We start from the raw sequence: 26,615 nt of genomic DNA, 5'->3' as shown, positions 1-26,615 counted from the left end.
TCGGATCAGGCGACTGGTGTCGTCTATGGCGACCGCCCTCGCGTGGTGGCATTGATCGGCATTGATGATGTGATCGTTGTTGATACTGCTGATGCGTTGTTGGTGACGACGAAGGAGCATGCGCAGCGGGTGAAACAGACGGTGCAGACGCTTAAAGATCAGGGTCGCGTCGACCTTTTATAGAATGTATAAAGCCTATTAAACTAAATATATTTTGCCTCGGCGGCTATAGCCAAATTTTGGAGTCGCCATGAACTTGATTTGTTTCTGAATCTAAGATTGTTAGTCGACTGTCCTTTATTTTCATCTTCGATGTATTACTCGTTATTGACCTGTCACCCCGAGCCCCTGGCTTCATTAGATTTGAATTCGAGAAATGTTTTTCGTTGTTGAGTCACCCGTTTGGAATGAGTTTTTTGAGTAATGATATTCGGTGGGCGGTTATCAAAACAATCGAAAAGTAGGTTTGGTGAATACTATGTATATTCACCAAACCTACTTCCATTTAAATGCTAGTCAGCTACGAAGAACAGACGCTTATTGACGAACTCATCCATTCCCAGTGGGCCAAGTTCGCGGCCAAACCCCGAACGCTTGACTCCACCGAAAGGCATTTCTGCGCTTTCTGCCGAAGCGACGTTCACGTTGGACATACCTACCTGAAGCTTCTGTGCAACCTTTGCGGCGCGGCTCTCATCGGTGGAGTGCACCGAACCGCCCAGGCCGTACACGGTGTCGTTAGCGAGCTCCGCTGCTTCCTCGTCGCTGGAGACCTTGTAGACCACAGCTACAGGGCCGAACAGCTCCTCGTAGTACGCACGCATCTCTTTGTTGACACCGGTGAGCACTGCAGGGGAGTAGTAAGCCGAAGGGCCCTCGTGGAGCACGCCGCCAGCATGCAAGGTGGCGCCCTTGGATACTGCATCCTGAACCTGAGCGTCCAGATCCTCAGCTGCCTTGCGCGAAGACATTGGTGCGAAGGTTCCTTCTTCACCCTTCATTGGGTCGCCGGCCTTCAAGCCTTCGGCACGCTTGGTCAGCTCTGCAACGAATTCGTCAAAGATATCGTCCATGACAATCATGCGCTTGTTGGAGTTGCAAGCCTGGCCGGTGTTGTCAATGCGGAAGCCCCATGCAGCCTCAGCGGTAGCTGAAACATCTGCGGAGTCCAGGACTACGTATGGATCCGAACCACCGAGCTCAAGAACTGCCTTCTTCAGGTTGCGGCCGGCCTGCTCACCAATGATGGCGCCAGCGCGCTCTGAACCGGTCAGTGAGACGCCCTGGATGCGGGAGTCGGCAATGATGGTAGCGATTTGGTCGTGCGTGGCGAAGACGTTGTTGTATGCGCCGGCGGGGACGCCTGCATCATCCATGATCTGCTGGATGGCCAGTGCAGAGCGTGGGCAGGACTCTGCATGCTTGAGCACAATGGTGTTGCCCAGCATCAGGTTAGGAGCTGCGAAGCGGGCTACCTGGTACAGCGGGAAGTTCCATGGCATGATGCCCAGCAGGGGACCTACTGGAAGCTTCTGGACGATTGCCTTGCCTCCGGAGAAGGACTTGATTTCCTGATCTGCAGCCAGGGTTGGGCCTTCGGTGGCGAAGTACTCAAAGATGTCCTTGCAGAACTCTGCCTCACCGATGGCTTCTGCCAGTGGCTTGCCCATTTCGGTGGTCATGATCTTGCCGAGCTCTTCTGCACGTTCTGCGAAGAGCTGTGCAACCTTGTTGACAACCTTGGCACGCTCGTTGATGTCAACAGTCTGCCATGCTTCGTAGGCCGATTGGGCGGCCGTCAGTGCCTGCTCAATCTGCTCATCGGTGGCTGCTGGGAATTCCTCGACTACCTCGCCGGTGGCTGGGTTCAAGACCTTGTAAGTTGGGGCGCTCATCGATGCTCCTGTCGTAGTGCATAGTGCTCGGTTTTTACGCGAACTTGGGTTGTTGTATAGAACTATAACCAATAAATGAATGTAATTCACTTCATATCGCGTCCACTCTGAGCTTATCCATTGTGAGATCAATAGGCCACCAAGAAAGCAGGGTGCTAAATCAAGCGACGCCAGTGTGCTTTCCATGAAACAGCAAATGTCGCACTGCCTAGGGCGTAAGCCCTAGGCCGTGCGACATTTGATAGGAGCGCGTCCTGTTTTAGGTACCGATCTGATTGTTATCCAATAGCTGAGGATTTCCACCAGTCGATTCCAGCGTCACCCTGCGTGATGGCTGAGATTTCCTCAAGTTCAGCCTGGGTAAACTCGGTATTCTTCAAAGCTCCCAAGTTCTCATCAAGCTGCTTGGTAGAGGATGCGCCGATCAGTACCGAAGTTGCTGCGCCGTCACGTAGCAGCCATGCAATAGCCATTTGGGCCAGAGTCTGTCCGCGGCGTTGGGCGACCTCATTGAGACTGCGGACCTTTTTGAGGTTCTCCTCGGTAAGCTGCGCGTCCAGTGACCGGCGACCACCTTGGCGTTCCACATTCGTGGTGGTGAGGTATTTGTCCGTCAGTAGACCCTGAGCTAGGGGAGTAAATGCAATGGCTCCCATCTTCTCCTTCTGAAGGGTCTCCAGCAGTCCATGTTCCACCCAAGGGTTGAGCATGTTGTAAGAAGGCTGGTGGATCACCAGTGGAGTTCCCAGTTCCTTGGCGATCGCCTTGGCTTCCGCGGTGCGCTCGGCTGAGTAAGAAGAGATGCCTACATACAGTGCCTTGCCCGCACGAACCAGCGAATCCAACGCGCCGATAGTTTCTTCCAAAGGAGTCTTGGGGTCAAAACGATGGGAGTAGAAGATATCCACGTAGTCGAGCCCAAGCTTCTCCAAACTGGAATCGCAGGAAGCAACCAGATACTTGCGTGAACCGAGTGTTCCGTGCGGGCCCGACCACATATCCCAGCCCGCTTTGGAAGAGATCACCAGTTCATTACGGTAAGGCTTGAAGTCCTTGCGCAGCATGCGTCCGAAATTTTCTTCAGCTGCTCCAGCTGGTGGACCGTAGTTATTGGCAAGATCGAAGTGGATGATTCCGTTATCAAAGGCATGGCGCAAGATCTCACGCTGAGAATCAAAGGTTCGGTTGTCTCCGAAATTCCACCACAGTCCTAACGACAGGGGAGACAGCAAGATTCCCGAGTCGCCCACGCGGCGGTAACCAAAACGTTCGTAACGGTCAGCAGCCGCGACATATGGGCGATGCGAGTCAGCGACCGGATTGACGATTTCGTATTCCACAAAATACCTTTCTGTCAGCTTGGATCGGCTTCCAGCCTATTGCAGAAACCACTCGGAAACGTGCCGGAAAGGCTCGAACTGGATGTGATTAAACGAAGAACCGATCTGTCAGGCCAAGGAGGTAACACCTGCGCAGATCGGTTCTTCTAGATCACTCGCACCTTGAGAAGGTGGTACCAACGATACGAGCTAACTCTTGATGTTATCTGAGAGCCAAGTTTGCTCTTTCTGAGGGTTCTATCCCTAATAGTTCGATGGTGGATCGGAAGCAGGGAATGACTCGTCTTCCCATTCCTCGACCAGCTCTTCGTCATGCTTGTCGTGGGCCTTCTTCTCGCGATCATCTTCATCTTCTAGCGGTTGCTCGCTCATGGTCTTCCCCTTTCCGTATCTCCCAGAGTGTGGCAGCTGGAATGCGTGGCCTATAACTTCAGTGTTCTCCTACTTCGCCACAATGTCGAGAGGTACTCGGGAAACAAGGATTTCCCTCGCCGGTTGTGAAGCGATTTAATCGGAGCTATGCCTATGATCAACAACCCCGCCGATAACGCAGAGATCTTCTTTGATGATGATAATGCCGAGGGAGAACCAATCCTGTTCCTTCACGGCTCTGCGCTGTCTCGATCTATTTGGCGAGGGCTGGGCTATACCAAGGCGCTCGGCGAGGGACACCGCACCATCCGGATGGATCTTCGTGGACACGGCCGGTCATTCAAATCCCATGAAATTGCCGACTACACCATGGATAAAGTGGCCAGTGACATCCATGCGTTGCTGGACCATTTGGAAATCGACAAAGTCCACATCATTGGGTACTCCTTCGGGGCTCGCACCGGTCTGCGCATGGCAATGACCTCTCCCGAACGGATTATTTCCTTGATCATGTTGGGCGGCACATACGAGATCTCAGAAGGGGAGATTGGGAAGTTGTTCTTCCCCGGATACCTGGAGGTTCTGCGTGCCGGAAATATTGAAGGATTCGTCACCGGACAGGAAACCCGCGGGCGTCTAGACCCTGCCACGCGTCTGGCATTTATGTCCAACGACCCCTTGGCGCTGGCCGCTTACTACGAGGCCGCCGAAACCCTGCAGAATATCGAGCTAAGCGAGTTGGCGAAGATTCGCATTCCCACGTTGCTGTTGATCGGCACCCGCGACCAGCCGCGTTTTGACCAGAACAAGGTTATGGTCCATGCCATGCCGAATGCGCGCATGGTCGCGTTGCCGGGCCGGACCCACGGAAGCACGCTGTACCCTATAGAGCCGATAGTGCAGGCCATTGAATCGTTCTGGACTGGCCGCCGGCCATGAGCTTCACGTCTTTCAATCTAGAGTCCATCGCCGCAGGGCTGGCGTTCGGACCCAGCTGGGAAGAGATTGCCCAGTCGCTGAAGCTGGATGCGGCCCAGCCTTTGGTAATTCATGCACCGCCGGGATCAGGCAAGACCACGGTTGTCCCTCCGACTGTTGCCAATGCCCTGGCTGAACAGTCTCTGAACGGCCGAGTGTTAGTCACCCAGCCGCGGCGTGTAGCTGCACGTGCAGCAGCTCGCCGTTTGGCCCAGCTGGACGGCAGCGTATTGGGGGAGCGCGTTGGCTTCTCGATCCGTGGAGAACGCAAGGTGTCGGCTTCTACGCGAGTTGAATTTGTGACATCAGGTTTGCTGCTTCGCAGACTGCTCAATGATCCAGATCTGGACGGTGTCAGTGCTGTCATTATTGACGAGGTCCATGAGCGGTCCATAGACACCGATCTATTGGTGGCAATGGTCAATCAGGTTTCTGAGCTTCGAGACAACTTTTCTTTGATCTTGATGAGTGCAACCCTGCATGCGCAGGAATTGTCGCAGCTGTTAGTCAGAGACCAGCCTGCGCCAGTCATCAGCGCTGATACGGCGCAATACGACGTCGCAGAAACTTTCGACAGCTTTTCCGGACAGAGAAATACCGAACGTGGCCTGTCGGACGAGTACCTGCAGCATATCGCCGCCGCTGCTTGGAAACACTCGGCGGACATCAACAGGAATTCAGCCAGCCCGGTGGATACTCTGGTGTTCCTGCCCGGAGTCCGTGAAGTGCAAAGAGTCTGTTCTCATCTTGAGGTTTTAGGCTCTCTTCCGTTGGCCCTGCATTCGCAAATCTCTTCTGTAGAACAAGACGAAATCCTCAGCGAGCCTGAGGCTGGAACTGGCCCCCGAATTATCGTTTCCACATCCATCGCCGAGTCGTCCCTGACAGTCCCACGCGTACACCTAGTGATTGACTCTGGATACGCTCGTGAGCCCCGCAGAGACACCGGCAGAGGATTCAGCGGGCTGGTCACTGTAGTAGCCAGTCGTGCCGCTGCAACCCAGCGTGCGGGCCGTGCAGGGCGCTTGGGGGCAGGCCAAGTGATCCGCACCCTCGATGCCAAGTCATTCGCGGCGGCTCCCGCATTTTCAACACCGGAGATCCGCACAGGCGATCTAGTCTCAGCAGGACTGGAGCTGGCTGCGTGGGGTACCCCGCGCGGCGAAGGCTTGAGCATGTGGGAAGCTCCGCCCGATGCAGCCATGAAACTGGACGAGCAGGTGCTGCGCTCCCTGGATGCCGTTGACGACTCAGGCCGGATTACGAGCCTGGGCGAGAAAATGGTGCAGATTCCCACCGACCCTCGAACAGCTAGGGCGCTGCTGGATGGCAGCATCCACTTCGGCGTGCAGGCTACCGCGGAAGTCGTAGCATTGCTGGCCAGCACCGAACGTGTTGCCAGCGCTGATCTGTCTGAGCTGCTTGCCGCTGTGCGCCGGTCTTCGCATCCGGGACACCGCGCCTGGAAACAAGAATCCCGCCGCTTGGCACAGCTGGCAGCAGGTATGGCTGGTTCTCAGCCGACTGAAGATTCTCATGCCGCCATAGCTGGAGTGTGCGCTTTGGCCTACCCGCAGTGGCTTGCCAAGAAAGTGGGGGAGGACGAATACCTGCTTGCTTCAGGAACCCGTGCAGTGCTTCCACGCGGAAGCCAGCTGGGCCACAGTGAGTTCTTGGCAGTAGCCGAAGTCTCCCGCACCGGACAATCGGCAATGATCCGCCGCGCGGCCGCTTTTGATTTTTCCCTAGTGCAAGAACTCTTGCCGCAGATGCACCAAGTCAACGAATCCGCGCAGCTCATTGACGGCAAAATCAGCGCCCGCAAGGTCGAGTCTTTTGGACTGATCGAGTTGTCGTCCAAGCCCGTCAAGGTCACCGAGGCGCTGGGAATCAAGGCCGCGCAGGCCGCCGTCCAGGAACACGGCCTGGCCTTGTTCGGAGCCCAGGAAAACTTTGATGCCTTGCGCCGCCGTTTAGCGGGTGCCTACAGAGTCCTAGGTGAACCATTCATTCCCATGGACGAGGAAACGCTGCTGGCGAGAGCCGACCAGTGGCTTACTCCCGTGCTCCGTGCCCTTGCGGGTGGGAAGCCTGCGGAGAAGATTGACCTGCATTCCGCACTTCGTTCTCTGCTGCCATGGGAGCATGCCCATGACTTTGACCAGCTGGTGCCGCAGCGCCTGCAGGTGCCTTCTGGCTCCTGGATCAACATCCAGTATCCGCCAGCAGGCGAGGCTGGGCCTGCAGTGGTGGCGGTCAAACTACAGGAATGCTTCGGGCTGCAGGAATCGCCACGACTGATCAACAACGAGCTACCTGTGCAGTTCCACCTGCTTTCCCCAGCCGGGCGCCCGCTGGCTGTCACCGAAGACTTGGTGAGCTTCTTCAACGGGCCCTATGCCCACGTGCGCTCGGAAATGCGTGGGCGTTATCCAAAGCATCCATGGCCCGAAAATCCATGGGAGCATGTGGCCACCAAATTCACCAAGAACAGACTCAGCAAAGAAAGCTGAAACGATAGTTAAAGCGAGCCGGGTCCCTGCCAAAGGCAGGGACCCGAAACCTTGATATGGAAATGCCCTAGGCGAAGGCAGAGAATCCGGTGATGTCGCGGCCCATGATCAGCGCCTGGACGGTTTCGGTGCCTTCGTAGGTGTGGATCGCCTCGATATCAGCAAAGTGGCGTGCCACGCGGTTGCTGGTCAGAATGCCGTTGCCGCCCAGCAGGTCGCGGGCATTGGAAGCAATCGAACGGGCGGTGCGGGTCGCAGTGTACTTGGCTAAGGAAGCCTGCGGTCCTGTCAGCTCGCCGGAAGCTTCGCGCTTGGTCGCCTGCATGGTCAGAACCTGTATGGTGGCAAGCTCCGACTGCATGCGGGCCAGGCGCTCCTGGACAATCTGGCTGGCGGCCAGCGGGCGGCCGAACTGCACGCGCTGCTTTGCGTAGTTCACTGCCGACTCGTAGCAGGCGGTAGCGTGTCCCACTGCAGACCAAGCAACACCCAAGCGGGTGGCGAAAAGTACTCGGGAAGTATCCTTGAAGCTCTTGGCCTCCGGCATCACGTCCTCATCAGGAACGAACACGTTCTCCAAGCGGATATGCGCCTGCCAAATGGCGCGCAGCGACAGCTTGTTCTCAATCGTGGTGGCGTTGTAGCCCTCGGCATCCTGGTGAACAATGAATCCGCGGACCTTGTTCTCTTCATCGCGGGCCCACACGATCGAAACGCCGCCAATCGAACCGTTGCCAATCCACTTCTTCTCGCCATTGATGATGTAGCCGCCTTCAACCTTGCGGGCGCTGGTTTCCAGGGACACCGAGTCCGAACCGTGGGTCGGCTCTGTCAATGCGAAAGCGCCGGGAAGCTCGCCTGCAATCATCGGCAGGGCATACTTGGCGATCTGCTCATCGCTACCGCAGTACATCACCGAACGCACTGCAAGGCCTGCCTGGACGCCGATAATCGTTGCCACCGAACCATCGCCGCGAGCCATCTCCATGTTCACCAGGCCGGCTGCCAGCGGGCTCATCGATGAGAACCCCTCAAGATTCAGGCCGTCGCGCAGCAGGTCTGCATCGCCCAGCTTCTTGACGAGATGCAGCGGGTAGTCTGCCTTGTCCCAGTACTCGTGGATGTCCTTCTTGACTTCCTCCAGCACGAAGCGGCGTGCCTTGGAGCGCCATGCTGCATCTGCTTCACTCAGGTCGGCAAACACACCGGTTGGGTCGGTGTTGACCTCACCAGCCCACAGATCGTATTCGGGCTCAACTACTCCGTTGGGGAAATCAAAACCGGTGTGCTGCGCGGTCATTAGGGTGCTCCTTATTAAGGCTGGGAGGTGTGTTCCACTCCAAGCCTAATGGAACGCAGTGTCATGTCAAGGTACTAGGTGTCATTTGGTGATTCGGACAGGCTATCCCTGCTGCTGTTTGAGCGCCGCGGAGACGGCGTCAAGAATCGACTGCTCGTCAGCTCCGGGGGAGAGTACCGAAACCACAATGCTCGGCGCGGCGCTCACCGGTGCAGGGTGCTGCGCGTCAGGCTGCAAGAGGTCGGAGAAGCGAGTCAGGAACAAGGACACGTCATGGGCCAGCTTGGTGCGGTCGGTGCTCTGGGCATCCCGCAGCCACATGCGCAGGTGGTCGTTGTGGATCGCCACCAGTCCTGCACAGAGCCCAAGGCCCAACGCACGGTTTGCCTGAGTCGTCACCAGATCACGGCGCGAGAGGAAATCAAAGAACGCCTTCTCGTATCTGTGCGTGGAGACCAACTCCCTCTCCCTCAGGGAAGGCACTGAAGAGAGCAGCTTGTGGCGCAGCTGAGCCGCTTCTGGGTTTGCGGTGTACTGATCAAACACTACATGGGCCGCATCGATCAGCGTCTGAATCGCGTCAACGGAAGAAGCCGCAAGAGTGGTCTGAACATGGGTGATGATCATTTCCTGATCGGCGAAGACCATGTTTTCTTTTGACCCAAAACGCCTAAAGAAGGTTGAGCGGGAGATCCCTGCGGCGGCCGCCAGCTCGTCAACGCTGGTGGCATCGAAGCCCTGCGTAATCAACAGGTCGAGGGCGGTGGAAGGTACAGCAGAAGCAGGGATCATGATTCAAAAATTTAGCATGATTACCGCACGTGGTTTCTTGCCCTTGGCTGAATACGCACCCCAAATCATTGTGCAGGTCCAGCAGGGTGACTACGCTGATCAGCAAGAAGGCCCGCTGATGGGCCCTCTCGTATTCATCGAAATTAGAGGAATGGGAGCCCATGGGAATCTCGATCGCAAACGCCGCGCTACGTTTGGTCAGTGGCGCGTTCATTCTGAACAGCGGAATCAACAAGCTGCGGCTGGATGAGGCCAGCGCGGCAGGCCTGCAGCAGATGGCCTCCAACGGCATTCCGCAGCTGGGCGAAATCGAACCGGCAACCTTCGGCAAGATGCTCTCCGTCGGAGAGATCTCACTAGGTAGCGCTCTGCTGCTGCCGCTGATTCCTTCGCGCCTCGCAGGACTGGGTCTTGGTGTCTTCTCCGGGTCGCTGTTGGCGGCCTACCTGCGCACCCCTGGCATGACTGAATCAGATGGTGTCCGGCCAACGCAGGACGGCACCGCACTTGCCAAGGACGTTTGGCTCGCTGGTATTGCCGTGGCGCTGATCTTCGGCCACAAGGCGGCCAAGAAATCCAAAAAGAAAAAGTAAACAAAGTCTTGAGTAGGGAAGTCTCGGAACATACATTGTTCTTGAGACTACCTGCGCTAGGTAGTTCCCACCGGAAAGGCTTGCTAAAGGAGTGCTCTATGGGTTTTTTGGATGACGCAAAGAAGAAGCTGGGCGAAGCAGTAGAGAACGTGAAGGACTTCGCGGAAGACGCCACTGAGAACGTCAAGGAATTTGCCGCTGACGCTACGGAAAACGTTAAAGAGTTCGCGGCTGATGCGCAGGAAAAGATCACCGACAAAGTCAATGATCTCAAAGGCGGAAACGACACCGACGCCTAGTCAACTTGTCTAGAACCGTCCTGCAGTGTCATGACGTAAGAAATTGGACTCAGTGCTTCACCTGCAAAGGTGAGACACTGGGTCCATTTCTATTGACCAACCTAGTGCTTGCTTGCCTAAGAAGGAGTAGTTGTAGCGGCTGCATTCTCGTCATGTCGTTTTGAAAAGCCGAACTCTGCGAGAGTTGCCGGCTGGGCAGTGAAAGCCCAGCGGAGTTTGTGCCGCAGTGAGAACACTCCGAGGAACCGTTCGACAGGACCTACGCCGAGGGTGAGACCCCACAGCACCGCAAAACCAATACACACGCCAAAGACAATCAACGGCCATAGGCCCTGCGGTCCAACGAGCGTCCAATGATTGGTCTCAAAGGTGAACAGGAGCAGCACATGCCCTACATACAGCGTGAGCGGCACCCTGCCGGCCAATGATACTGGCATGAAGACCTTCGGAAGCCAGTTGTGAATCTTAGAATTCTTTACTGAAGCGAGCCAGATGAGCGCCCCGTAAACGAACAAGGCTCGTGCCAGGTCATAGGTCATTTCCGCGTAGCCGCCGCGTGTGTAGGTGCCGTTGTCCTGTCCTTGACGAACAAAGAATATGTAGACCACAGCGGTAACGAGCAGCCCGGCAATGCAGATGGTTGTCGCGGGCAATTTCTTAGACAACAGCAAGCGGCCCAGAACGAGGCCGAGCAGAAGGAATGGAAGCAGCCACGTCGCGTGATACGAATGCCCGGTGAAAGTCCACTGGATAAGCATGCCGAGCGGGCTGTAGGTAACTTGAGGAAAACGGAGATCTGGAGAATTCAGGATCAGTTGGCCAACGGATCGTGCCAGCAGCGGTGAAGCTAAAAATACTGCTGAGGCCGCTACACACAGGGCTTTCGAACTGGCGAAGAGAAACGGCACCGCAAGAATGAACGTAATGCCCAGGTAGGAGAGCACAATATCTACCCGGTTGTCCCACGGCAGCAATGCCAAACCGATTAGGACCAGTCCGACTCCTCGCAGGAAATACTCAAGCCGGAAATGCCGCCGTTGGGTGCTGTCCATTTTTCGCTGGGTAAGGATCGCAATGGTGGTGCCGGCCACGAGCATGAACAGCGGCGTTGCAGCACCGCTCATTTGCGAGAAGCCGCCCATGATCGCTTCCGGTAGCATCTGCGGAGCAATGCCACGAACATGGGCCCAGATCATCCCAAGGATCGCCACACCGCGCAGTGTATCGACAACTACGTAGCGAGAGGGTCTGGAAGGAAAAGTTCCGGTGCTCATAAGCAATGAGTATAGGATGCATGGCGTTTGTCCGACGCATCATGTTTCGTCGACGACTCGGGAGTGAATAACTGAGCTGTCCATTGAGCAGGGTGAAATGTAAAGGTGAAGTTCGAGAGCAAATTCGTCGTACAGAGCGAAACCGCTTATTCCAAGAGGAATCCTGCCTGACAATGGTTGAAGGTACTAGAAATCAGAGCTTGGAGTTTCATCAGGCTACTTTCGGATTCACCTTGGATCTTGGGGAAGACAAGAGGAACCGTCATAAAGCCTGGCTGAAGCAATGGCCATGGGAATGCTGTCACTCGTATAAACAGCAAAGCTCCATGAATCTGATACCACCGGCAGCCGCTCGTCTTGGTTCGGGCAACTGCTCCGGTGAGAAGCGATCTTGTACATGGGGGAAGGTCGCTTCTCACGTTCTTCGACAACGGCTGGTTTCTGTTATCAAATCAACCCCAACCGCAGCGCAGCCTGGACAGCATCTGCCCGGTTGTTGACGCCAAGCTTAAGATAGATATTTCGCAGGTGCGTCTTAGCGGTGTTCGGGGAAATGAACATCGACTCTGCCAACTTCGGCACACTGGCATGAGACACCAGCTGCGCCAAAATTCTTAGTTGGGTTTCAGTCAAAATGACCTTGGACCTGATGCTATCGTCCGGACCATATGGAAAATCCTTGACCAACTCAACCAATTGCGGCGCCCGGCGCTGAAGCAGAAACAACACTTCAGGTCTAGGCGCGTAGGTGAGCACTGATGGAATTCCATTTCGCTCAACAGAAGCTGCAAGCTTCTCGGCCGCATCTTCTGCAAGATCCGGAAGATCGAGGCGCTGGAATGCAATTGCCTGCACCAGCAGGCTCTCGGCGTGATGCCGCAAACTTGCGTCCGAGTCCAAAATTTCTCTGGTGAGGGTGAGTGCTTGCGACTCATCAGTGTTCATTACAGCGCGGGCTTCGGCCAATTGAAAGGCTGCAAGACGTTCTTGGACATATTCTTTCATCCGTGTGACCCGTTGGTAGAGTCCAGCTGTCTGAAGTAGATCCAGATAAGCCGCATAGAGTAGATCGAAAGTTGATTTGCCCGCCCTGCGGCCGGCACTCTGCAACATTAGTTTATGGATTTCGTCGGCAGCAACTGCAGGGGTGCCTAAGTAGATCAGGGCACGTGCACGGACTATCAGGATGAACGCCCAATGGTCTACAACGTGGAAGAATCTGTCGAGCTCGTCCAGCCGTGCCAGCGCATCGTGCGGTCGGGCATCTTCGACGGAAATCAGTGCCCTGGCAAGGTGGTAGCCAATTGCGTTGTAAGCGCTGTCCCATGCTTCGGGCAGCCTGCCGTCATCAAAGCTATTGGTCAGCTTTCTTGCTGAATTGACGTCACCATTGAGCGCGTAGGACAGGCTGACCAGCGACCGGACATGCAAGTGACGTAGCTGATTGTCATCTTGATTCAACCGCTGCGCGGCGCGGATAGCATCGTTGAAGTATCCACCGTGAGTGTAGGCAGCAACACACTGAACAGCAAAAACGAAGAACATCTTCTTCTTGGACAGAATGACGTTTGGCGGCAGAGAATCTACAACTTCTTCCCACAAGCGGGCGGCCTCCGCTGCCTGGTCAACAAGCATCAGTATGCGCAAGGCACCGAGGCGAAGGCCCGCAACTCGAAACTGGGTAAAAGGATCTTCACTGGTCTTGGCGGCGTCTGAAATTCTTTGCAACGAGTGCTGCGTCTGAACCAAATCGATGGGCCGGTAGGGCTCAAGCATTGAGTGGGCTGCAGCCGCGAGTATTGCCAATTCGGGATGTGAACTTTGAACGTCGGCTGGTAGCTCGCCGATTCGACTCGCGAACTGAACTCGATAATTGTTGAAAAGCTCGGTGAAATTCTCAATGGCGAAGTCGATGAGAAGCTCATAGTGTTTATTTGCGATATGGTTCTGAAGAATATCCACCAGATTCACTGCCAACCCCAAGCCCCCAATCTTCATGCTGAATTCCAGCCGTAGGCCTGGCTGGCATAGGCTAATCTGCATGATGTAGTGCCATCATATTGCCTTGGCAAATGTGAGGCCCAAACAGCAAAAATCTAGAAGAGACTTTCCGATATTCCGGCAGGCGTCGTTCGCATGTATCGGAGTCGGAAACCGTAGAAGTAGTGGATACTTCTGAGAATGACAATGACTAGGAATTCTAGATAAAAACAAAGTAGCTGGGGACCGACGAGAAATTTCGATCCCCAGCTATCGCGAACAATTATCCCTTTAGTGCCCAGCCTTGTTATCCAGCGGGTGGGACTTGAAGAACAACACCGACAGGATCGCGGCAACTGCCACGATGCCCGGCAGTAGCAGCGCCTGGCCCAAGCCCACTGAGGTGGCTTCAAAGATCGCCGACTGGTCGGCCGGTTGATCCAGCTTGGCGATTTCCGCCGCCACGCGCGAATCCATCATGAACGCGATCAACGCGGAGCCGAGCACCGAACCGATCTGCCGGGTGGTGTTGTAGATGCCTGAACCTGCACCGGCATCGCTGGCGGTCAGGTCGCGGGTGGCAGCCAGGGAGAGCGACGGCCAGATCATTGCCGAGCCGACGCCCTGGACCGCCGAAGGAATCAGCAGTGTCCACAGCGGGATATCTGCGTGCATCATCAGTGCGTAGGCAATGGTGCCGCCGCCCAGCAGCACGAAGCCCGGCAGGGCGAAGGTACGCGGGTTGACCTTGTTGATGGCCTTGCCCAGCGGCGGAGCCAAGAAGATGCCGACAATCGCCATAGGGGAGATCATCAAGGCCGACTCGGTAGGAGTCAACCCGCGGACGCTCTGCAGGAAGAACACCATCGGCAGGCTGATCGTTGCAATGACCAGGCCCATGAAGGTGATCGAAATGTTCGCCAGGGTGAAGTTCCGGACCTTGAACAGGCGCAGCGGAACCAGCGGTTCGCTCTTGGTCTTGGACTGCCACCAGACGAAAACAACCATCATCAGAATGCCAAAGACGATCAGGTGCCAAGAGCCGAAGGGGCCGATAAACGGTTGCCAGTTGCTGGAGTCGCCTTCCTGGATGCCATAGACCAGGCAGAACATGCCAATTGCTGAGAGTGCCACACCGATCCAGTCAAAGGAGTGGGCCTGCGGTTCAAGCTTCGGAACGAACTTGAGCACCATAAAAATGCTCAGTACGGCAATCGGCACGTTGATGAAGAAGATCCACTCCCAGCCTGCCGAGTCCACGAGCAGGCCGCCGGCAATCGGACCGACCAGCGAAGCAATGCCTGCCACCGCTCCCCACAAGCCCATGGCGGCACCGCGGTGCGCGTACGGGAACATGCGGGTAATCAGGGTCATTGACTGTGGGGAAATCATCGCAGCGCCTAGGCCCTGTACCGCGCGGGCGAAGACCAGGGAAGCCAAGGTAGTGGACAGGCCGCTCCACAGTGAGGCGAGGGTGAAGATCACCATGCCGATCAGGTAGATATTGCGCGGGCCGAACCTGTCGCCCAGGCGGCCGGTCACCAGTAGGGGTACAGCAAAGGTCAGCAGATAGGCGCTGTTGATCCACAGGATGCCGGAGATATCGGCATCAAGGGCACCCATAATGGCGGGCATGGCGGTGGACACGATGGTGGTGTCCAGAAGGATCATGAAGAAGCCAATGACCAATGCCCAGAGGGCATTCCATGCGGCCTTCTTATCGAATTCGATTTCGGGATTTACAGATTGTGGCACTGGTCAAGACTAGTGCTTTCACAGCTTGGAGAACATAGATAGGTTCTCTATCAATGGGAAATTAGTCGAAACTCACAGTTCCGTTAACCCGTGTGACAATATCTCCGCTGACCCACACTCCCTGGTCGTCCGCCTCGACATGCAAAATGGCGTTGCGTCCCACCCGGGTACCTTGGCGCACCGTGTAGCGCTGCGGTGCATAGCCTGATTCGGTCAGCCAAATGCCGAAGGCTGCATTCAGGCTGCCGGTGGCAGGGTCTTCTGGCACCGCCTCGCCGGGAACAAAGTTGCGCACCTCGAAATCTGCCGGCGGCTGCAGCACCACCGAGCCGAAGCGCTCCTCGGAACGCTCAAGGTCCGAAGAATCCAAAGGGCGCAGCTCTTCGCGGGTGCCGGAAATGCGCGGCATCACCGATTCGCGCGGCTGCCAGGTGCCGAAGGAAACGCTGGAGGCGGTGTAGGGGCCGATTACTCCGACTTCCAGGCCTTCCAAAGCTTCGTAGTCGGGCTCGATGGCAAGCACCAAATCTGCATCGCGCAGGACCAGCCCGGCAGGCTGTGGTCCGTTGGCCAGCCACGCATGGTCCACCACGTCATCCGGGTGCAGCCCCAGCCCTGCAATGGCCCACTGCAGCACATCCGGCTCCAAGGGGCCCGAACGGGTCAGCGGGGGAGCCAGGAAGGCAATGCGGGCCGAGTGCTCTTCACTTGCCTCGCGTTCTACGCGCAGCCTGATCAGCCCGCCCTGGCACTGCTGGACAAGATGTCCGCTCGGGCCTGGTTCGCCGCCGGCGGCCAGCCATGCGTGCGCGGCTCCCAGTGTGGGGTGGCCGGCGAAGGGCAGCTCGGTGGTGGGCGTGAAGATGCGGATTGCATAGTCTGCTTCTTCATCGGTGGGTTCAACAAAGAACGCGGTCTCCGCCATGTTGATCCACTGGGCAAAACGCTGCATCTGGTCGTCGCTGAGATCATCAGCGTCAAAGACGACTGCAAGGCCGTTGCCGTTGAAGGCCGTGGGCGCAAAAACGTCAACCTGCTGATAGGCAAATGTGCTGCTCATACATAGCATCGTGGCACATTCTTCAGCAGGTTGACCGGGTGTTACGCGGAACGTCATCAAAAAGTGGCGAACGGCTCGAATTACCTGTGGTGCTTACCAATGATGGGCGACATCAATCACCAGCCTTGAACCAGTTCCCGGGCCATCAAGCAGGAAAGCCCGCATGGGCAAACGTGCACGGGTGGAGATGCCGAGCATCGTTTCCCCTTCAAAGCTTCCCAGCCAGACCTGCTGCTTGAAGGTGCTGTAGCCAAGGTTCTTCACCGTGGCCCCTGGCGAGTAGGAAGCGCTGACTGGAGCATGGATGAGGATCTGCAAATTGGCGCCGCCGGTAGTGCGCACCGGCAGGCCCGAGGCAATGCCCCGCAGGGTGTCAACATACTTCACGCTGAATCCTGCTGGCTTGGCTTTGAGATCAATGACCATCCTGTCGTAGCAGCTGTGCTGCCCGGTGCGGACATTGAAAATCTGCGAGGTCGTGGACAATGTCTTAGTCTTGGCCAGTGAACCCCACGCAACGGTTGGACAAGTTGATGCCGCAGTGCTGGTGGCGGCCAGACTGGTTGGCGCCGCCGCGGCTCCCGGGGTGAGAGCCAACAGTGCGGCGGTAGCTGCGGCAGCGAGTAGTGCAAACTTTGGTCGATGCAACGTAAAAACACCTGCTTTCTTCTACTGCAACACCCAGCATTTGCCATGCCGGTCAGATTAGTTCAGCGCGCCGCACTTGTGTTTTCAAGGGCCAAGAAAAATTGGAACGCTACTGTTGTTCAACCGTAATCGCGGGCCCAACGTTTGGAATCACACAAGGGGATACACAGGCTTCGGCAAGAGGGCTATGACATGCTTAATGGATGACTGAAACCCCTGTTGCGCCTATCGACGAGACTGTCCAAGACGTCGTTAAAGCATCAAGCTTCCTCCCCGAAACGTTGCAATTCTGGGTGGTGATTGCAATTGGTGCCGTGGTGGCAGCCGCCCTCACCTTTGTGTTCTCCTCCGTCTCGCGCCGGATCCTCGCGCGGATGGGAGCGGCCAAGAGCCATGTGAACTCAACCCGGCTGCCGTTCTTCGGCACAGTGACCTCGATTATCGCCAAGTCGGCTTTGGCCATCTTCTACCGGAATATGACCTGGTACAACGGGTGGCAGTTCGTCGTCCTTGCGATATTGGTCTTCTTCCTCACCTGGCTGATCATCAGCATTATCCGGGTTATTGAAGAGGTGCTGCTGGTCCGGGTGGAAGCCCGCTTCGGCTCGGGGCGCAAGCTCGCCAAGGTGCAGACCCAGGTGGGGCTGCTGCGCCGGGTGATCATCGCGGTGCTGTGCATCGTGGCGGTCGGCGCGGTGCTGCTCTCAATCGAGCAGGTCAGGGCGTTGGGCGCCGGCTTGCTGGCCTCGGCAGGTCTGGCGTCCGTGGTGGTGGGCCTCGCGGTCCAGTCAACCTTGGCCAACGTGTTCGCCGGGCTGCAGATCGCCTTCACCGACTCCATCCGTGTAGATGACACAGTGGTGGTCGAGCAGGAGCGAGGCACCATTGAAGAGATCACCCTGTCCTATGTGGTGGTGCTGCTGCTTGATGGCCGGCGCATGATTCTTCCCTCCACCTACTTCACCACCACTCCATTTGAGAACTGGTCGCGTCGCAGCACGGAGATTGCAGGCAACGTGGTGTTCCAGCTCAAGCTCAATGCGCCGATCGACTACCTGCGCCAGCGCACCACCGAACTGCTGGAATCAAGCGACCTGTGGGACGGCCAGCGCAATGCACTAAATGTGACAGATGTGCAGGGCGGCCTGGAAACGGTGACCATATTTTTATCGGCGCGCAATCCCGGCGACTTGTGGGACCTGCGCAATATGATCCGCGAGAAGCTGTTGAGCGAACTGATCCAGAGCTACCCTGAGTGCTTACCGGATCCCCGCATGCTGCCAGGTGCTCCAACGGCCTGACTTGCGGCTTGATCTTTTGCTGGGCGGGAAACCTTACGGGGTTTCCCGCCCGGCTTCGTATTGTTCAAAGAATCCCGGGCGCACCACGTACTGCTCGATTTCGTAGGCTCCGATTTTCCACTCCTCGCCCAGCGGATGCTGGGCATCGATGCGCACCGCACCTGGGGTGCCGTTCCTCCCCATGGCGGTGGCGACCGCCGAACCATGGTCATACCAGGCATAGGGCAGCAGCGGCGCGTACTCTGGCATCCTTTCAAAGTCTTCAGGCTTCCCAATGAACACCGGCTGCAGGTCAAAGCCTTCTGCTACCGCGTGAGGCCACCAGCGGAAGCGCTCGACCAGGTTGTGGCAGGCGCTGCAGGTGGGGGAGAAGAACACCAGATAGGTGGGTGGGTCAAAGAATTCACGCAGTTCCAGGGACTCGCCGTTGACATCCCGCAGCACCAGCGAATCCACTAGGTTTTGGGTTTTCTTCCGTGCAGTCCTGGCTCTCCAGTAAACGAGTCCCACCGCAATTGCCAAAGGCAGGAAGACTGACAGGATTCCCGCCCACGGTCCCCACTGCTGCGCGGCAAATACCGCGGGCGCCGGGGCTGCAGCTAGGCCCAGCAACGCAATACTCAAGAGCCCTGCGTTCCGGGCAATAGTCGCCGCAGAAACCTTGTCGCCGCCGTACCCGCCGAAGCAGTCGCAGGAAGCTTCCCGGCCCTTGAAGACCGCACTGGCCACCACCCACAGGAACACCGCAAAGAACACTGCGGCCAGCAGCGGGAAGACCCGGGTTGGGACCAGCAGCATGCCCAGGCCTATGGTGATTTCGGCATAGGAGAATGAGGGAGCGATCACGGTTTTCATCCAGTTCTGCCGCAGCAGAGCCGCCGGCAGTCCCAGTTCTCCCAAACTGCGGTAGAGCTGTTCTGAGCGACCGAGCTTAAGCAGCCCGCTGATGACCAGCACGGAAGCCGCGGCCCATCGGGCCACCTCAAAAAGCCAAATCATCGCCGCCTACCTTTCAACCGTGCAACGCGCACTGCTTCCAAGCTTAGAGGCGCAGGGCCGCCGGACCGTAGTCGTTGTAGCGTTCTTGGCGTGCTGTTGCTTCGCGCAGCGCAGAGATCAATGACTCCGCCTTCTGGATCAAATCCTTGATCAGTTCATCGTCGCGCTCAACCCACATGTATTCGGGGACATCGCGCAGCGGAACAAAGTTGTCGTGTTCTTCCCACACAAACAAGGTCCGCTCGGCGCCGATCACATGCTGCTGCCACAGCACCTGGCGCAGGTAGTGCTTGGGGATCTTCTTGAACGGCTTATTGGTGGTCTTGATTTCAGCCAAGACCGGAACGCCCGCCGCGTCAAATCCCAGGCCGTCGGGGGTGGCTAAGTGAAGCCGTGAATCCTGAGAGTGGAAAAGCTGGGTGGAGGGGAAGATATTGAAGTTCTCCTGCACCCATGCGGCGATCACCGGTTCGCGCTTGCGCCCATGGTCCGTATACGGGTTGCCGGAGAATCCATTGCCGTAGAGCTTGTCCCAGGCGGCGTTCTTGATCGACTTCGCCGTGGACAGCTTGGCCACGTCGGTGGCGGTGACTCCCTGCGCTCGCGCCCTGAGCCATTCAATGCGGTTTGACGAGTCGGCAAGGACTCGATGGAAGCATTCATGGTTGACGCCGGGCACAGTTATCACCCGTCTATTCTTCCCCATTTTTGATCCGAACCCGTGCATCTTGGGCTCCAAGACCGCGTGAGACTAGTCGCCAGCGCGGGCAATCGCCGTCAATAGCTGGTTTAGCGTGGGAGTATCGGTGCCCCTGAATTTTTCTTCACCATCCACCAGCAGGCGGATCACCGGGGTGGAAACAATTCCCAGCTGCTCGCCGCGCTGCACCTGTTGGACCACATTGACCTCTTCCACCTCAAGGTCTTCCAGCAGCTCCTGCGCACGGCGCACCACGGTCCTGGCCCTGGCACACGGTGCGCAGAACGGCTGGCTGTACAGTTCCAATTTCATTGACTGAACTACATCTCCTGCGAGGGGATAACCCCGAATAGTCAAGGCTCCTACCAGAGTATGAGCCGGCAAAGGTTGAACATCGCACCGCTCTCCGATGCCCTGTCTTGCCACTTTTGAAAACATGGAGTCATGCTAGAAAATTCCTTGGGACTACCACCAGTCATCGCAGCCCACGGGCTGTTCCGCAGCTTCGGAACCACCGTCGCCTTAGGCGGGGTCGACCTCAACATCCAGCTTGGCCAGTCGCTGGCAATCATGGGCCCCTCTGGCTCGGGCAAGTCCACTCTGCTGCATGCGCTGGCAGGAATCGAACTGCCAGATGCCGGGCGCATCACCCTGAACCTGCCCGGCTACAACAACGTGCAGGTTGAAACCCTGAACGACAAGGCGCGCACCAAGCTGCGCCGCGAAGCCTTCGGCTTCGTCTTCCAGTCAGGCCTGCTCATCCCGGAGCTCACCGCGATTGAAAACGTCGCCATGGCTTTGATGATCAACGGGGTGCAGCGCGCCGCCGCCATGGACCGCGCCGCCCAGGCATTGGCCCAGCTGGGGCTTGCCGGCATGGAACAGCGCCGCATCGGCCAGCTCTCCGGCGGCCAGCAGCAGCGTGTGGCCATTGCCCGCGCCAAGGTCACCGGCGCCGGCGTGGTCTTCGCCGACGAACCCACCGGAGCACTGGACTCCACCACCGGCACCGAAGTACTGGACATCCTGCTGGAAGCTACCGTGGGTGCAGGCAAGTCGCTGGTCATGGTCACCCACGACCGTTCCGTGGCAGAACGCTGCGACCGCATTGTCACCCTGCGAGACGGCCACATTGTCACCGACAGCGCCACCGCACAGCGCCAGACGGGAAGCTGGTCATGAACACCCTGCACCTTGCCTGGATGATCGGGCGCCCCTCGGCGGCCCGAAGTACCCCGCAGCTGCTCACCGTCAGCGCCTACGCCATGGTCAGCGCAGTGCTGCTGATCGTGCTGGGCGGAGCCTACTCCTTCACCAGCTTTGAACCCGAAGCCCAGGGCATGTACCTGCCGCTGGCGGCCTTTGCCCTGGTGCTGCTCATTGTTCCGCTGGTGGTGCTGGGCGCCGCCGCCGCGCGGCTCTCGGCCCGCACCCAGGACCGCGCGCTGTCTTCGCTGCGCCTGCTGGGATCCACCGGCACCCAGATCAGCCAGATCGCCATGATCCAGGCCGCCGGCACGGCGCTGGCAGGTGCGCTGGCCGGCGTAGTGCTCTACCTCGCCACCTCGCCGCTGGTCTCCATGATCCAGTTCCAGGGAGCCCCGATTGGCAGCGCCATCTATCTGCCGGTGTGGGTTGTAGCGCTCGCCGTGCTCACCGTGGTGCTGCTGGCAGTTGTCAGCGCCGTGGCTGGACTTCGCAAGCTGGTCATCACCCCGCTGGCGGTTGCCACCCGGCAGAACGTTCCGGTGCCCAGCTGGATTCGTGCACTGGTCACCGTCGGCGTGATTGCAGTGCTTTACTTTGTGCTGAACAACGTGGCAGCCATTGCCCAGGACTTCGTCACCATCATCGTGGTGATTGTCGGTGGCTTCGGCCTGGGACTGCTGGTGCTGAACCTTGTTGGTCCATGGCTGGTGGCACGGGTGGGCAACAGCAAGCTCAACAAGGCTCAGACTCCCGACCAGCTGCTGGCCGCACGCATGATTCTGGAAAACCCAGCCCAGTCCTGGCGCCAGGTCTCCGGCGTTGCCATGGCGTCCTTCGTGGCGGTGGTTGGCGGCAGCGGGGCTGCGCTCATGGGCATGGGCGCCGGGGAAGCTTCGGAGCCGGGCTGGATGCGGTACCTGAGCGCTGATGTGCTCACCGGCGTGCTGCTTACCTTGGCCATTGCCTTCATCTGCGTGGCGGCTTCTGCGGCCATCACGCAGAGCGCGTCCACCCTTGACCGGGCCGAGCTCTATGACGGGCTGCACCGCCTGGGCATGAGCTACAAGGTCATGAATTCTGCGCGGACCAAGTCCTTGATGATTCCCGCGCTGACAGCTTCGATTGGCTTCGCCATTGCTTCAGCAATCCTGGTTCTCCCCTTGGCGGGCATTGCGGTGCTGGTCAAGCCCACGACAGTGCTGATGGTTATTGCCGCCGTGATCTTGGGCCTGCTGCTGGTCCGCGTATCGATCACCGTGGCGAACCCGCAGAGATTGCTGGTGGCCAAGGACTAAAACAAAAACTGCATAGTGCCAAGGAATGAATTGCCGGGCGAACCTCAGTCATCGAGGTTTTCGTCCGGCAATTTCTTGTTCCTCATCAAGAGGTAATCACTGGGCGGGATCCGGATGGCTTCTGCTATTGACTGCTACTGCCCTTGCTCCGTCCAGCTCTTTAGGACCGAGGGGTACCGGAGCAGCGGCAACATCCGAAACGTAAATATGAATTCGCCAAGTACAGCTGACAAATCGAGTTTTCTCTTATCTGGCGCCACCGCCGCACCGACAAGACCTTCCTCACCGCTTCCGCGCTCATGGTGCTTCCCGGCATCCTGGTGGTCACCACGGGCTTTGGCGGGGAAGTGCTGTTCCGCGCCTTCCTCTTCGCCTCCCCGTTCATCGCTTTCCTGGCCGCCCGCGCCTGCATTCCGAACGACAACTTCACCTTAACGCTCAAGCGCACCGCCGCGGCTGCACTGATTGCGCTGCTGGTGCTGCCGGGATTCCTACTGGGATATTTCGGCAAGGAATCGGAGAACTACTTCACCCAGCAAGAGGTTGACGCCTCGGCCTGGGTCTACACCCACGCGCCACAGGACTCGCTGCTGGCCGAGGGGAGCACCAACTATCCCGGGCGCTTTGTCAACTATGAAAAGTTCACCTATGTTCCGCTGGACCGCGAACCGGCAGGCTCCATCCAGGAGTTCATCGATGACCCGGTGGCCAAGCTGTCCCGCTGGTTCAGCGACAAACGCTACACGAACGGATATTTCATCGTGACCAGAAGTCAAGAAATCGCGGTGGAACGCGATGGCAGCCTGCCCGACGGAAGCCTTGAGATGATCGTTGAGAAGCTGCGCAATTCAGACAAATTCACCATTGCCTATGAAAATCGCGATGCAGTGGTCATCACCTCGGCAAAGGGGAATGGATAATGAACCGCTACAAGGTCATGGGAATCCTGGGGATTCTCGTTGTGGTCATCTTCCTCGTGGTGATGGCCACCGAAATCGCCTGGCTGCGGCTGGTCCTCGCCGTGCTGTTCTGCCTAGCAGTCCCCGGCAGCGGCTGGGCACTGAACATGAGGCTGAAGGACGCGGGGGACACCCTGGCCATGTCGGTGATGCTCAGCATCGGGTGCACCGTGCTGGTGGCCACAGCCATGGCAGTGTCACATGTCTGGAGCATCCTGCTGGGTTACGGAATATTGACCCTGATCACCGCCATTGGCTTTATTGTTGCACTGGGGAAGAAGCAGTCTTCGGCCCAGCACTAAACCTAAAAATGAACAATGAATGAGCAGGTGGAAATGAACGCAGCCGGTGGCCTGCGTAAGAGATGGCTGGCGCTTGGCGCCGGCCTGGTGTCCTTGGGCTGTCTGCTGCTGCCTCACCTGAACCTGCTGGTCTTCGGCAAGCTCCCGCTGTTCCAGGCCCTGCTACCGGTGATCTGCCTGGGACTGCTGCTGCTCGGGATCGCGCTGCTGCTCTTCCGACGCCGCGCCGTGAGCCTCATCCTCATCGCCGGAGCGCTGCTCACCGCCCTGCCGCTGCTGATTCCCTTCGGGCATATTTCCAAGGAGCAGCCGGCCGCACAGCTGACGGTCTTCAGCCTGAACGTGCAGCATTCAGGCGCCAGCGTCAAGCAGATCAACGAGACGATCATCAACAACGACGTGGGGCTGGTGGTGCTGGCCGAGGTGGACGAGAACTTCATCGCCAAGGTCTTGGATGGGGTGGCAGGCCAAGTGCTCACCCATCGCACCGGCAAGGTCAGCGCCGCCACTGCGGCGGATGCCGCCGGAACGGTCATCCTTTCGCGCTACCCGCTGGCGGTCCAGGACCCCATCTCCGGTTTCGGTGCCGACAGCTACTTCGACCAGCCCACCGCGCTGGTGGACCACCCCGAGCTTGGAATACTGCGCATTGCAGGAATCCACACCCAGCCGCCGGTGGTCTACTCCGCGGTGCCCTGGCGGCAGTCCTTGGAGCAGCTCGATGACTGGAGCCGGAGCAAGAACGACCTGCCCCTGATCATCGCCGGAGACTTCAACGCCAGCCAAGGACATCCGGTCTACCGGAAGCTAGCCGCGAACTTTGACGACACCGCGGTGGCGGCAGGCATCTTCCCGCGTCCCACCTGGCCATCGAAGCTGCCCTTCACCGCCATTGACCACATCCTCGTCTCCGGCCTATGTCCATTGAGCTGGGCCACCGTGGATATTTCAGGCACCGACCACCTTGGCGTGCTGGCCAGCATGGGGAAAGGCCGGTGCAGCAAGTAGCAGGTTTCGGGCAAAAGTGATGTAGGCATCACTTTGGTGATTAGCAACTATCAATGTTGCGTAATAGCGAACGTTCGGCGTAGTGTGTCATACGGCGCACAAAGGTATGCCTTACCTATGTATGCCGACTGTCTACAGAACCTCGCATAGTCTGGAACAACAACCCATGAAATTTACGCGTCGCACCGGCATCTTCGCCGCAACTTCAGCGATCCTGGCACTGAGCCTGTCTGCCTGCGGATCCACCGCCGAACCAAATGCAGCGAAATCTGATGCCCCGGCAGCCTCCTCCGATTTCACCCCGGTGACCATCAAGAACATCTACGGTGAAACGACCATCGACAAGGCTCCGGAACGCGTCGCCACCATCTCGTGGGTCAACGCCGACACCCTGCTGGCGCTGGACACCGTGCCGGTAGGCATGGACACCGACAACTACGGCCAGAACGCCAACAACTCCACCGACTGGAAGGACGCAGCCCTTGAAAAGCTGGGTGCCTCCATCGGCACCGAGAAGGCTCCCCAGCAGTACGCCGTAGGCGACGACCCGGACTATGACGCCATCGCCCGCTCCAAGCCGGATGTCATCTTCGCCCCGTACTCGGGCCTGAAGAAGGAGCAGTACGAAAAGCTGGAAAAGATCGCGCCAGTAGTCGGCCCGATCGAAGCCAACTACACCACCAGCTGGCAGGAAGCCACCACCGCAGCAGGCCAGATGCTCGGCAAGCAGGATGAGGCCAAGACCCTGATCTCCGACGTCGAAGCAAAGATGGCAAAGGTCGGCGAAGAGCACCCGGTGCTCAAGGACACCAGTTTCATCGCCGCAGACCTGTCCTCGCCAGACACCGCCTACGTCTACTCCACCGGAGACACCCGCCCGCGCTTCCTGAGCTCCATCGGCATGAAGCAGGCCCCCTACGTTGACAAGAACGCCGCCAAGGACGCCTTCTTCTTCACCGTCTCCCCGGAGAAGGTCAATGAATGGGACGCTGACGTAGTCTTCGCCTCCGCCCCACAGGGCCAGAGCATCAAGGACGTCATCAAGACCCAGCCACTCTACGGCCAGATCCCAGCGGTCAAGAGCGATGCTGTAGCACTGCCGGGCACCGACCAGGCAACCCTCGCCATCTCCGCCGCCTCGCCGCTGTCCATCGAATGGGCGCTGGAAAACGTGGTGCCGATGATCGTCACCGCCGCAGACAACGCCGCGGCCAAGAAGTAGCGCCCAAGGGACTACGGGCTAGGAGTTCGAGGCCAGATAGTGCAATTGCGCTGCAATGGAATGGCTCGCCGCGCCGACAAGGCGCGGGTCAAGGTCGGGGTAGACGAGATCCAGCAGATCAGCTGGCTGCGCGTCCGCCCCGGCCTTGCCGAGCTTCGCCAAGGCCGCGCGCACCTGGTCCAGCCGCTGCTCGCGGTGCTCAATATAAGCCTTCAGCAGCCGGTGCGAGCCTGCATGCTGCTCGCCATGGCCCGGGCGCAGGGGCATGTCATCCAAGGCCGCCAGCTTGGACAAGGAATCCAAATAGTCGGCCAGCGTGCCGTCCGGATGCTCCAAGATGGTGGTCCCGCGGCCCAGCACGGTATCCCCGGTCAGCAGCTGCGGGGCGTCCCCCAGCTGAACCAGGCACAGGGAATCAGAAGTATGGCCAGGGGTCAGCACCACCTGCACGCTGGTGCCGGCGGCCTGGATGACCTCAGCATCTTCCAGCACCGGAGCACCATGGCAGAACTGTTCAAGCCGCGCCCTGGCCGGGGCGCCGGTGAGCTCATGCAGGCGCGCCACCGCCTCGGTGTGGTCGGCATGGCGGTGGGTGGAGAGAATCAACTGCACGTCAAAGGCAGCCAGCGCAGTGACATGTTCATCGCGCAGGGGACCGGGATCCACCACGATCACCGGGGCGCCGGGTTCCAAAACTTCAGCAGCCTGATCGAAGAGCAGATAGCTGTTGGTTCCGTCCAAAGTCATTTCGGAGGGATTCTCGGCGCGCAGCACGGCAAGTCCCGGAGCCAGAACGGTGGGCGAGGAAAGATGATCCATAG

25 protein-coding genes and 1 pseudogene are annotated in these 26,615 nt (G+C 58.2%); 12 read left to right on the top strand and 14 right to left on the bottom strand.

Annotated features, from left to right (window positions below; all coding sequences use genetic code 11):
• Positions 1 to 183 (top strand): annotated as a pseudogene (locus AUR04nite_RS16220) (mannose-1-phosphate guanylyltransferase); the annotation flags it as partial.
• A gap of 329 nt (positions 184 to 512) precedes the next feature.
• On the opposite strand, the gene AUR04nite_RS16215 reads toward AUR04nite_RS16220, so the two are convergent.
• From AUR04nite_RS16215 to AUR04nite_RS18470, 3 genes are all read right to left on the bottom strand, one after another.
• Positions 513 to 1,895, bottom strand: coding sequence for an NAD-dependent succinate-semialdehyde dehydrogenase (locus AUR04nite_RS16215; RefSeq protein ID WP_141367084.1), 1,383 nt, complete (start codon positions 1,893 to 1,895; stop codon positions 513 to 515).
• Positions 1,896 to 2,173: 278 nt separating this feature from the next.
• Entirely contained in the window at positions 2,174 to 3,235 is a 1,062-nt protein-coding gene (locus tag AUR04nite_RS16210) for an aldo/keto reductase (protein ID WP_141367082.1), read from the bottom strand.
• 243 nt (positions 3,236 to 3,478) lie between these two features.
• Entirely contained in the window at positions 3,479 to 3,607 is a 129-nt protein-coding gene (locus AUR04nite_RS18470) for a hypothetical protein (protein WP_281285137.1), read from the bottom strand.
• Positions 3,608 to 3,760: 153 nt separating this feature from the next.
• Between AUR04nite_RS18470 and AUR04nite_RS16205 the strand changes: the two genes are divergently transcribed.
• Together AUR04nite_RS16205 and hrpB are read left to right on the top strand one after the other, a co-directional pair.
• Positions 3,761 to 4,546: an alpha/beta fold hydrolase gene (locus AUR04nite_RS16205; protein ID WP_141367080.1), complete on the top strand. Its 786-nt coding sequence runs from the start codon at positions 3,761 to 3,763 to the stop codon at positions 4,544 to 4,546.
• On the top strand, positions 4,543 to 7,098 hold the full coding sequence (gene hrpB, locus AUR04nite_RS16200) for an ATP-dependent helicase HrpB (protein ID WP_141367078.1): 2,556 nt from the start codon (positions 4,543 to 4,545) through the stop codon (positions 7,096 to 7,098). Before AUR04nite_RS16205 ends, hrpB begins: the two co-directional genes overlap by 4 nt.
• 67 nt (positions 7,099 to 7,165) lie before the next feature.
• Here the strand turns inward: hrpB and AUR04nite_RS16195 are convergent, their stop codons facing one another.
• Together AUR04nite_RS16195 and AUR04nite_RS16190 are read right to left on the bottom strand one after the other, a co-directional pair.
• Positions 7,166 to 8,398 carry an acyl-CoA dehydrogenase family protein gene (locus tag AUR04nite_RS16195; RefSeq protein ID WP_141367076.1) on the bottom strand — a complete coding sequence of 411 codons (1,233 nt, stop codon included), beginning with the start codon at positions 8,396 to 8,398 and terminating at the stop codon, positions 7,166 to 7,168.
• 102 nt (positions 8,399 to 8,500) lie between these two features.
• Positions 8,501 to 9,190 carry a TetR family transcriptional regulator gene (locus AUR04nite_RS16190; protein ID WP_141367074.1) on the bottom strand — a complete coding sequence of 230 codons (690 nt, stop codon included), beginning with the start codon at positions 9,188 to 9,190 and terminating at the stop codon, positions 8,501 to 8,503.
• Between the two features lie 161 nt (positions 9,191 to 9,351).
• Between AUR04nite_RS16190 and AUR04nite_RS16185 the strand changes: the two genes are divergently transcribed.
• Positions 9,352 to 9,783, top strand: a complete 432-nt coding sequence (locus AUR04nite_RS16185; protein ID WP_141367072.1) for a hypothetical protein — start codon at positions 9,352 to 9,354, stop codon at positions 9,781 to 9,783.
• Between the two features lie 98 nt (positions 9,784 to 9,881).
• Entirely contained in the window at positions 9,882 to 10,082 is a 201-nt protein-coding gene (locus tag AUR04nite_RS16180) for a hypothetical protein (RefSeq protein ID WP_141367070.1), read from the top strand.
• A 116-nt stretch (positions 10,083 to 10,198) separates the two neighbouring features.
• Here the strand turns inward: AUR04nite_RS16180 and AUR04nite_RS16175 are convergent, their stop codons facing one another.
• The 5 genes from AUR04nite_RS16175 to AUR04nite_RS16155 form a co-directional block, all read right to left on the bottom strand.
• Positions 10,199 to 11,356 (bottom strand): heparan-alpha-glucosaminide N-acetyltransferase domain-containing protein, encoded by a 1,158-nt coding sequence (locus AUR04nite_RS16175; protein WP_141367068.1) that lies wholly within the window; start codon positions 11,354 to 11,356, stop codon positions 10,199 to 10,201.
• Positions 11,357 to 11,803: 447 nt separating this feature from the next.
• A complete protein-coding gene (locus tag AUR04nite_RS16170) occupies positions 11,804 to 13,354 on the bottom strand; it encodes a helix-turn-helix transcriptional regulator (RefSeq protein ID WP_218024698.1) in 1,551 nt (516 codons plus the stop codon).
• A gap of 273 nt (positions 13,355 to 13,627) precedes the next feature.
• Positions 13,628 to 15,091 carry an MDR family MFS transporter gene (locus AUR04nite_RS16165; RefSeq protein WP_141367064.1) on the bottom strand — a complete coding sequence of 488 codons (1,464 nt, stop codon included), beginning with the start codon at positions 15,089 to 15,091 and terminating at the stop codon, positions 13,628 to 13,630.
• A 61-nt stretch (positions 15,092 to 15,152) separates the two neighbouring features.
• Positions 15,153 to 16,151, bottom strand: a complete 999-nt coding sequence (locus tag AUR04nite_RS16160; RefSeq protein WP_246055568.1) for a PhzF family phenazine biosynthesis protein — start codon at positions 16,149 to 16,151, stop codon at positions 15,153 to 15,155.
• A 93-nt stretch (positions 16,152 to 16,244) separates the two neighbouring features.
• Positions 16,245 to 16,799, bottom strand: coding sequence for an AMIN-like domain-containing (lipo)protein (locus AUR04nite_RS16155; protein WP_141367060.1), 555 nt, complete (start codon positions 16,797 to 16,799; stop codon positions 16,245 to 16,247).
• Between the two features lie 203 nt (positions 16,800 to 17,002).
• On the opposite strand from AUR04nite_RS16155, the gene AUR04nite_RS16150 reads away from it, so the two are divergent.
• Positions 17,003 to 18,100 (top strand): mechanosensitive ion channel family protein, encoded by a 1,098-nt coding sequence (locus AUR04nite_RS16150; protein ID WP_141367058.1) that lies wholly within the window; start codon positions 17,003 to 17,005, stop codon positions 18,098 to 18,100.
• A 33-nt stretch (positions 18,101 to 18,133) separates the two neighbouring features.
• Here AUR04nite_RS16150 and AUR04nite_RS16145 read toward each other — a convergent pair whose 3' ends face one another.
• The 3 genes from AUR04nite_RS16145 to AUR04nite_RS16135 form a co-directional block, all read right to left on the bottom strand.
• Entirely contained in the window at positions 18,134 to 19,099 is a 966-nt protein-coding gene (locus AUR04nite_RS16145; RefSeq protein WP_141367056.1) for a MauE/DoxX family redox-associated membrane protein, read from the bottom strand.
• Between the two features lie 43 nt (positions 19,100 to 19,142).
• On the bottom strand, positions 19,143 to 19,787 hold the full coding sequence (locus AUR04nite_RS16140; RefSeq protein WP_246055567.1) for a YqaJ viral recombinase family protein: 645 nt from the start codon (positions 19,785 to 19,787) through the stop codon (positions 19,143 to 19,145).
• Between the two features lie 63 nt (positions 19,788 to 19,850).
• The gene (locus AUR04nite_RS16135) at positions 19,851 to 20,111 is read right to left on the bottom strand and encodes a thioredoxin family protein (RefSeq protein ID WP_170184250.1); all 261 of its coding nucleotides are present in this window, start codon (positions 20,109 to 20,111) and stop codon (positions 19,851 to 19,853) included.
• A gap of 132 nt (positions 20,112 to 20,243) precedes the next feature.
• On the opposite strand from AUR04nite_RS16135, the gene AUR04nite_RS16130 reads away from it, so the two are divergent.
• The 6 genes from AUR04nite_RS16130 to AUR04nite_RS16105 all read left to right on the top strand — a co-directional run bounded on the left by AUR04nite_RS16130 (position 20,244) and on the right by AUR04nite_RS16105 (position 25,794).
• Positions 20,244 to 20,981 (top strand): ABC transporter ATP-binding protein, encoded by a 738-nt coding sequence (locus AUR04nite_RS16130; RefSeq protein WP_141367052.1) that lies wholly within the window; start codon positions 20,244 to 20,246, stop codon positions 20,979 to 20,981.
• Positions 20,978 to 22,303, top strand: coding sequence for an FtsX-like permease family protein (locus AUR04nite_RS16125; RefSeq protein ID WP_141367050.1), 1,326 nt, complete (start codon positions 20,978 to 20,980; stop codon positions 22,301 to 22,303). Before AUR04nite_RS16130 ends, AUR04nite_RS16125 begins: the two co-directional genes overlap by 4 nt.
• Positions 22,304 to 22,602: 299 nt before the next feature.
• Entirely contained in the window at positions 22,603 to 23,223 is a 621-nt protein-coding gene (locus AUR04nite_RS16120) for a hypothetical protein (RefSeq protein ID WP_141367048.1), read from the top strand.
• The gene (locus AUR04nite_RS16115) at positions 23,223 to 23,564 is read left to right on the top strand and encodes a hypothetical protein (protein ID WP_141367046.1); all 342 of its coding nucleotides are present in this window, start codon (positions 23,223 to 23,225) and stop codon (positions 23,562 to 23,564) included. Before AUR04nite_RS16120 ends, AUR04nite_RS16115 begins: the two co-directional genes overlap by 1 nt.
• A gap of 15 nt (positions 23,565 to 23,579) precedes the next feature.
• A complete protein-coding gene (locus AUR04nite_RS16110; RefSeq protein WP_141367044.1) occupies positions 23,580 to 24,572 on the top strand; it encodes an endonuclease/exonuclease/phosphatase family protein in 993 nt (330 codons plus the stop codon).
• Positions 24,573 to 24,738: 166 nt separating this feature from the next.
• Positions 24,739 to 25,794: an iron-siderophore ABC transporter substrate-binding protein gene (locus tag AUR04nite_RS16105; RefSeq protein WP_141367042.1), complete on the top strand. Its 1,056-nt coding sequence runs from the start codon at positions 24,739 to 24,741 to the stop codon at positions 25,792 to 25,794.
• Positions 25,795 to 25,812: 18 nt separating this feature from the next.
• On the opposite strand, the gene AUR04nite_RS16100 is transcribed toward AUR04nite_RS16105, so the two are convergent.
• Positions 25,813 to 26,613, bottom strand: a complete 801-nt coding sequence (locus AUR04nite_RS16100) for an MBL fold metallo-hydrolase (protein ID WP_141367040.1) — start codon at positions 26,611 to 26,613, stop codon at positions 25,813 to 25,815.
• Between the last annotated feature and the right edge of the window lie 2 nt (positions 26,614 to 26,615).

The organism is Glutamicibacter uratoxydans, from assembly GCF_006539925.1.
GTDB lineage: Bacteria > Actinomycetota > Actinomycetes > Actinomycetales > Micrococcaceae > Glutamicibacter > Glutamicibacter uratoxydans.
Note: the sequence above shows the minus strand (reverse complement) of the source record. Positions and strands in the feature narration are given on the sequence as shown.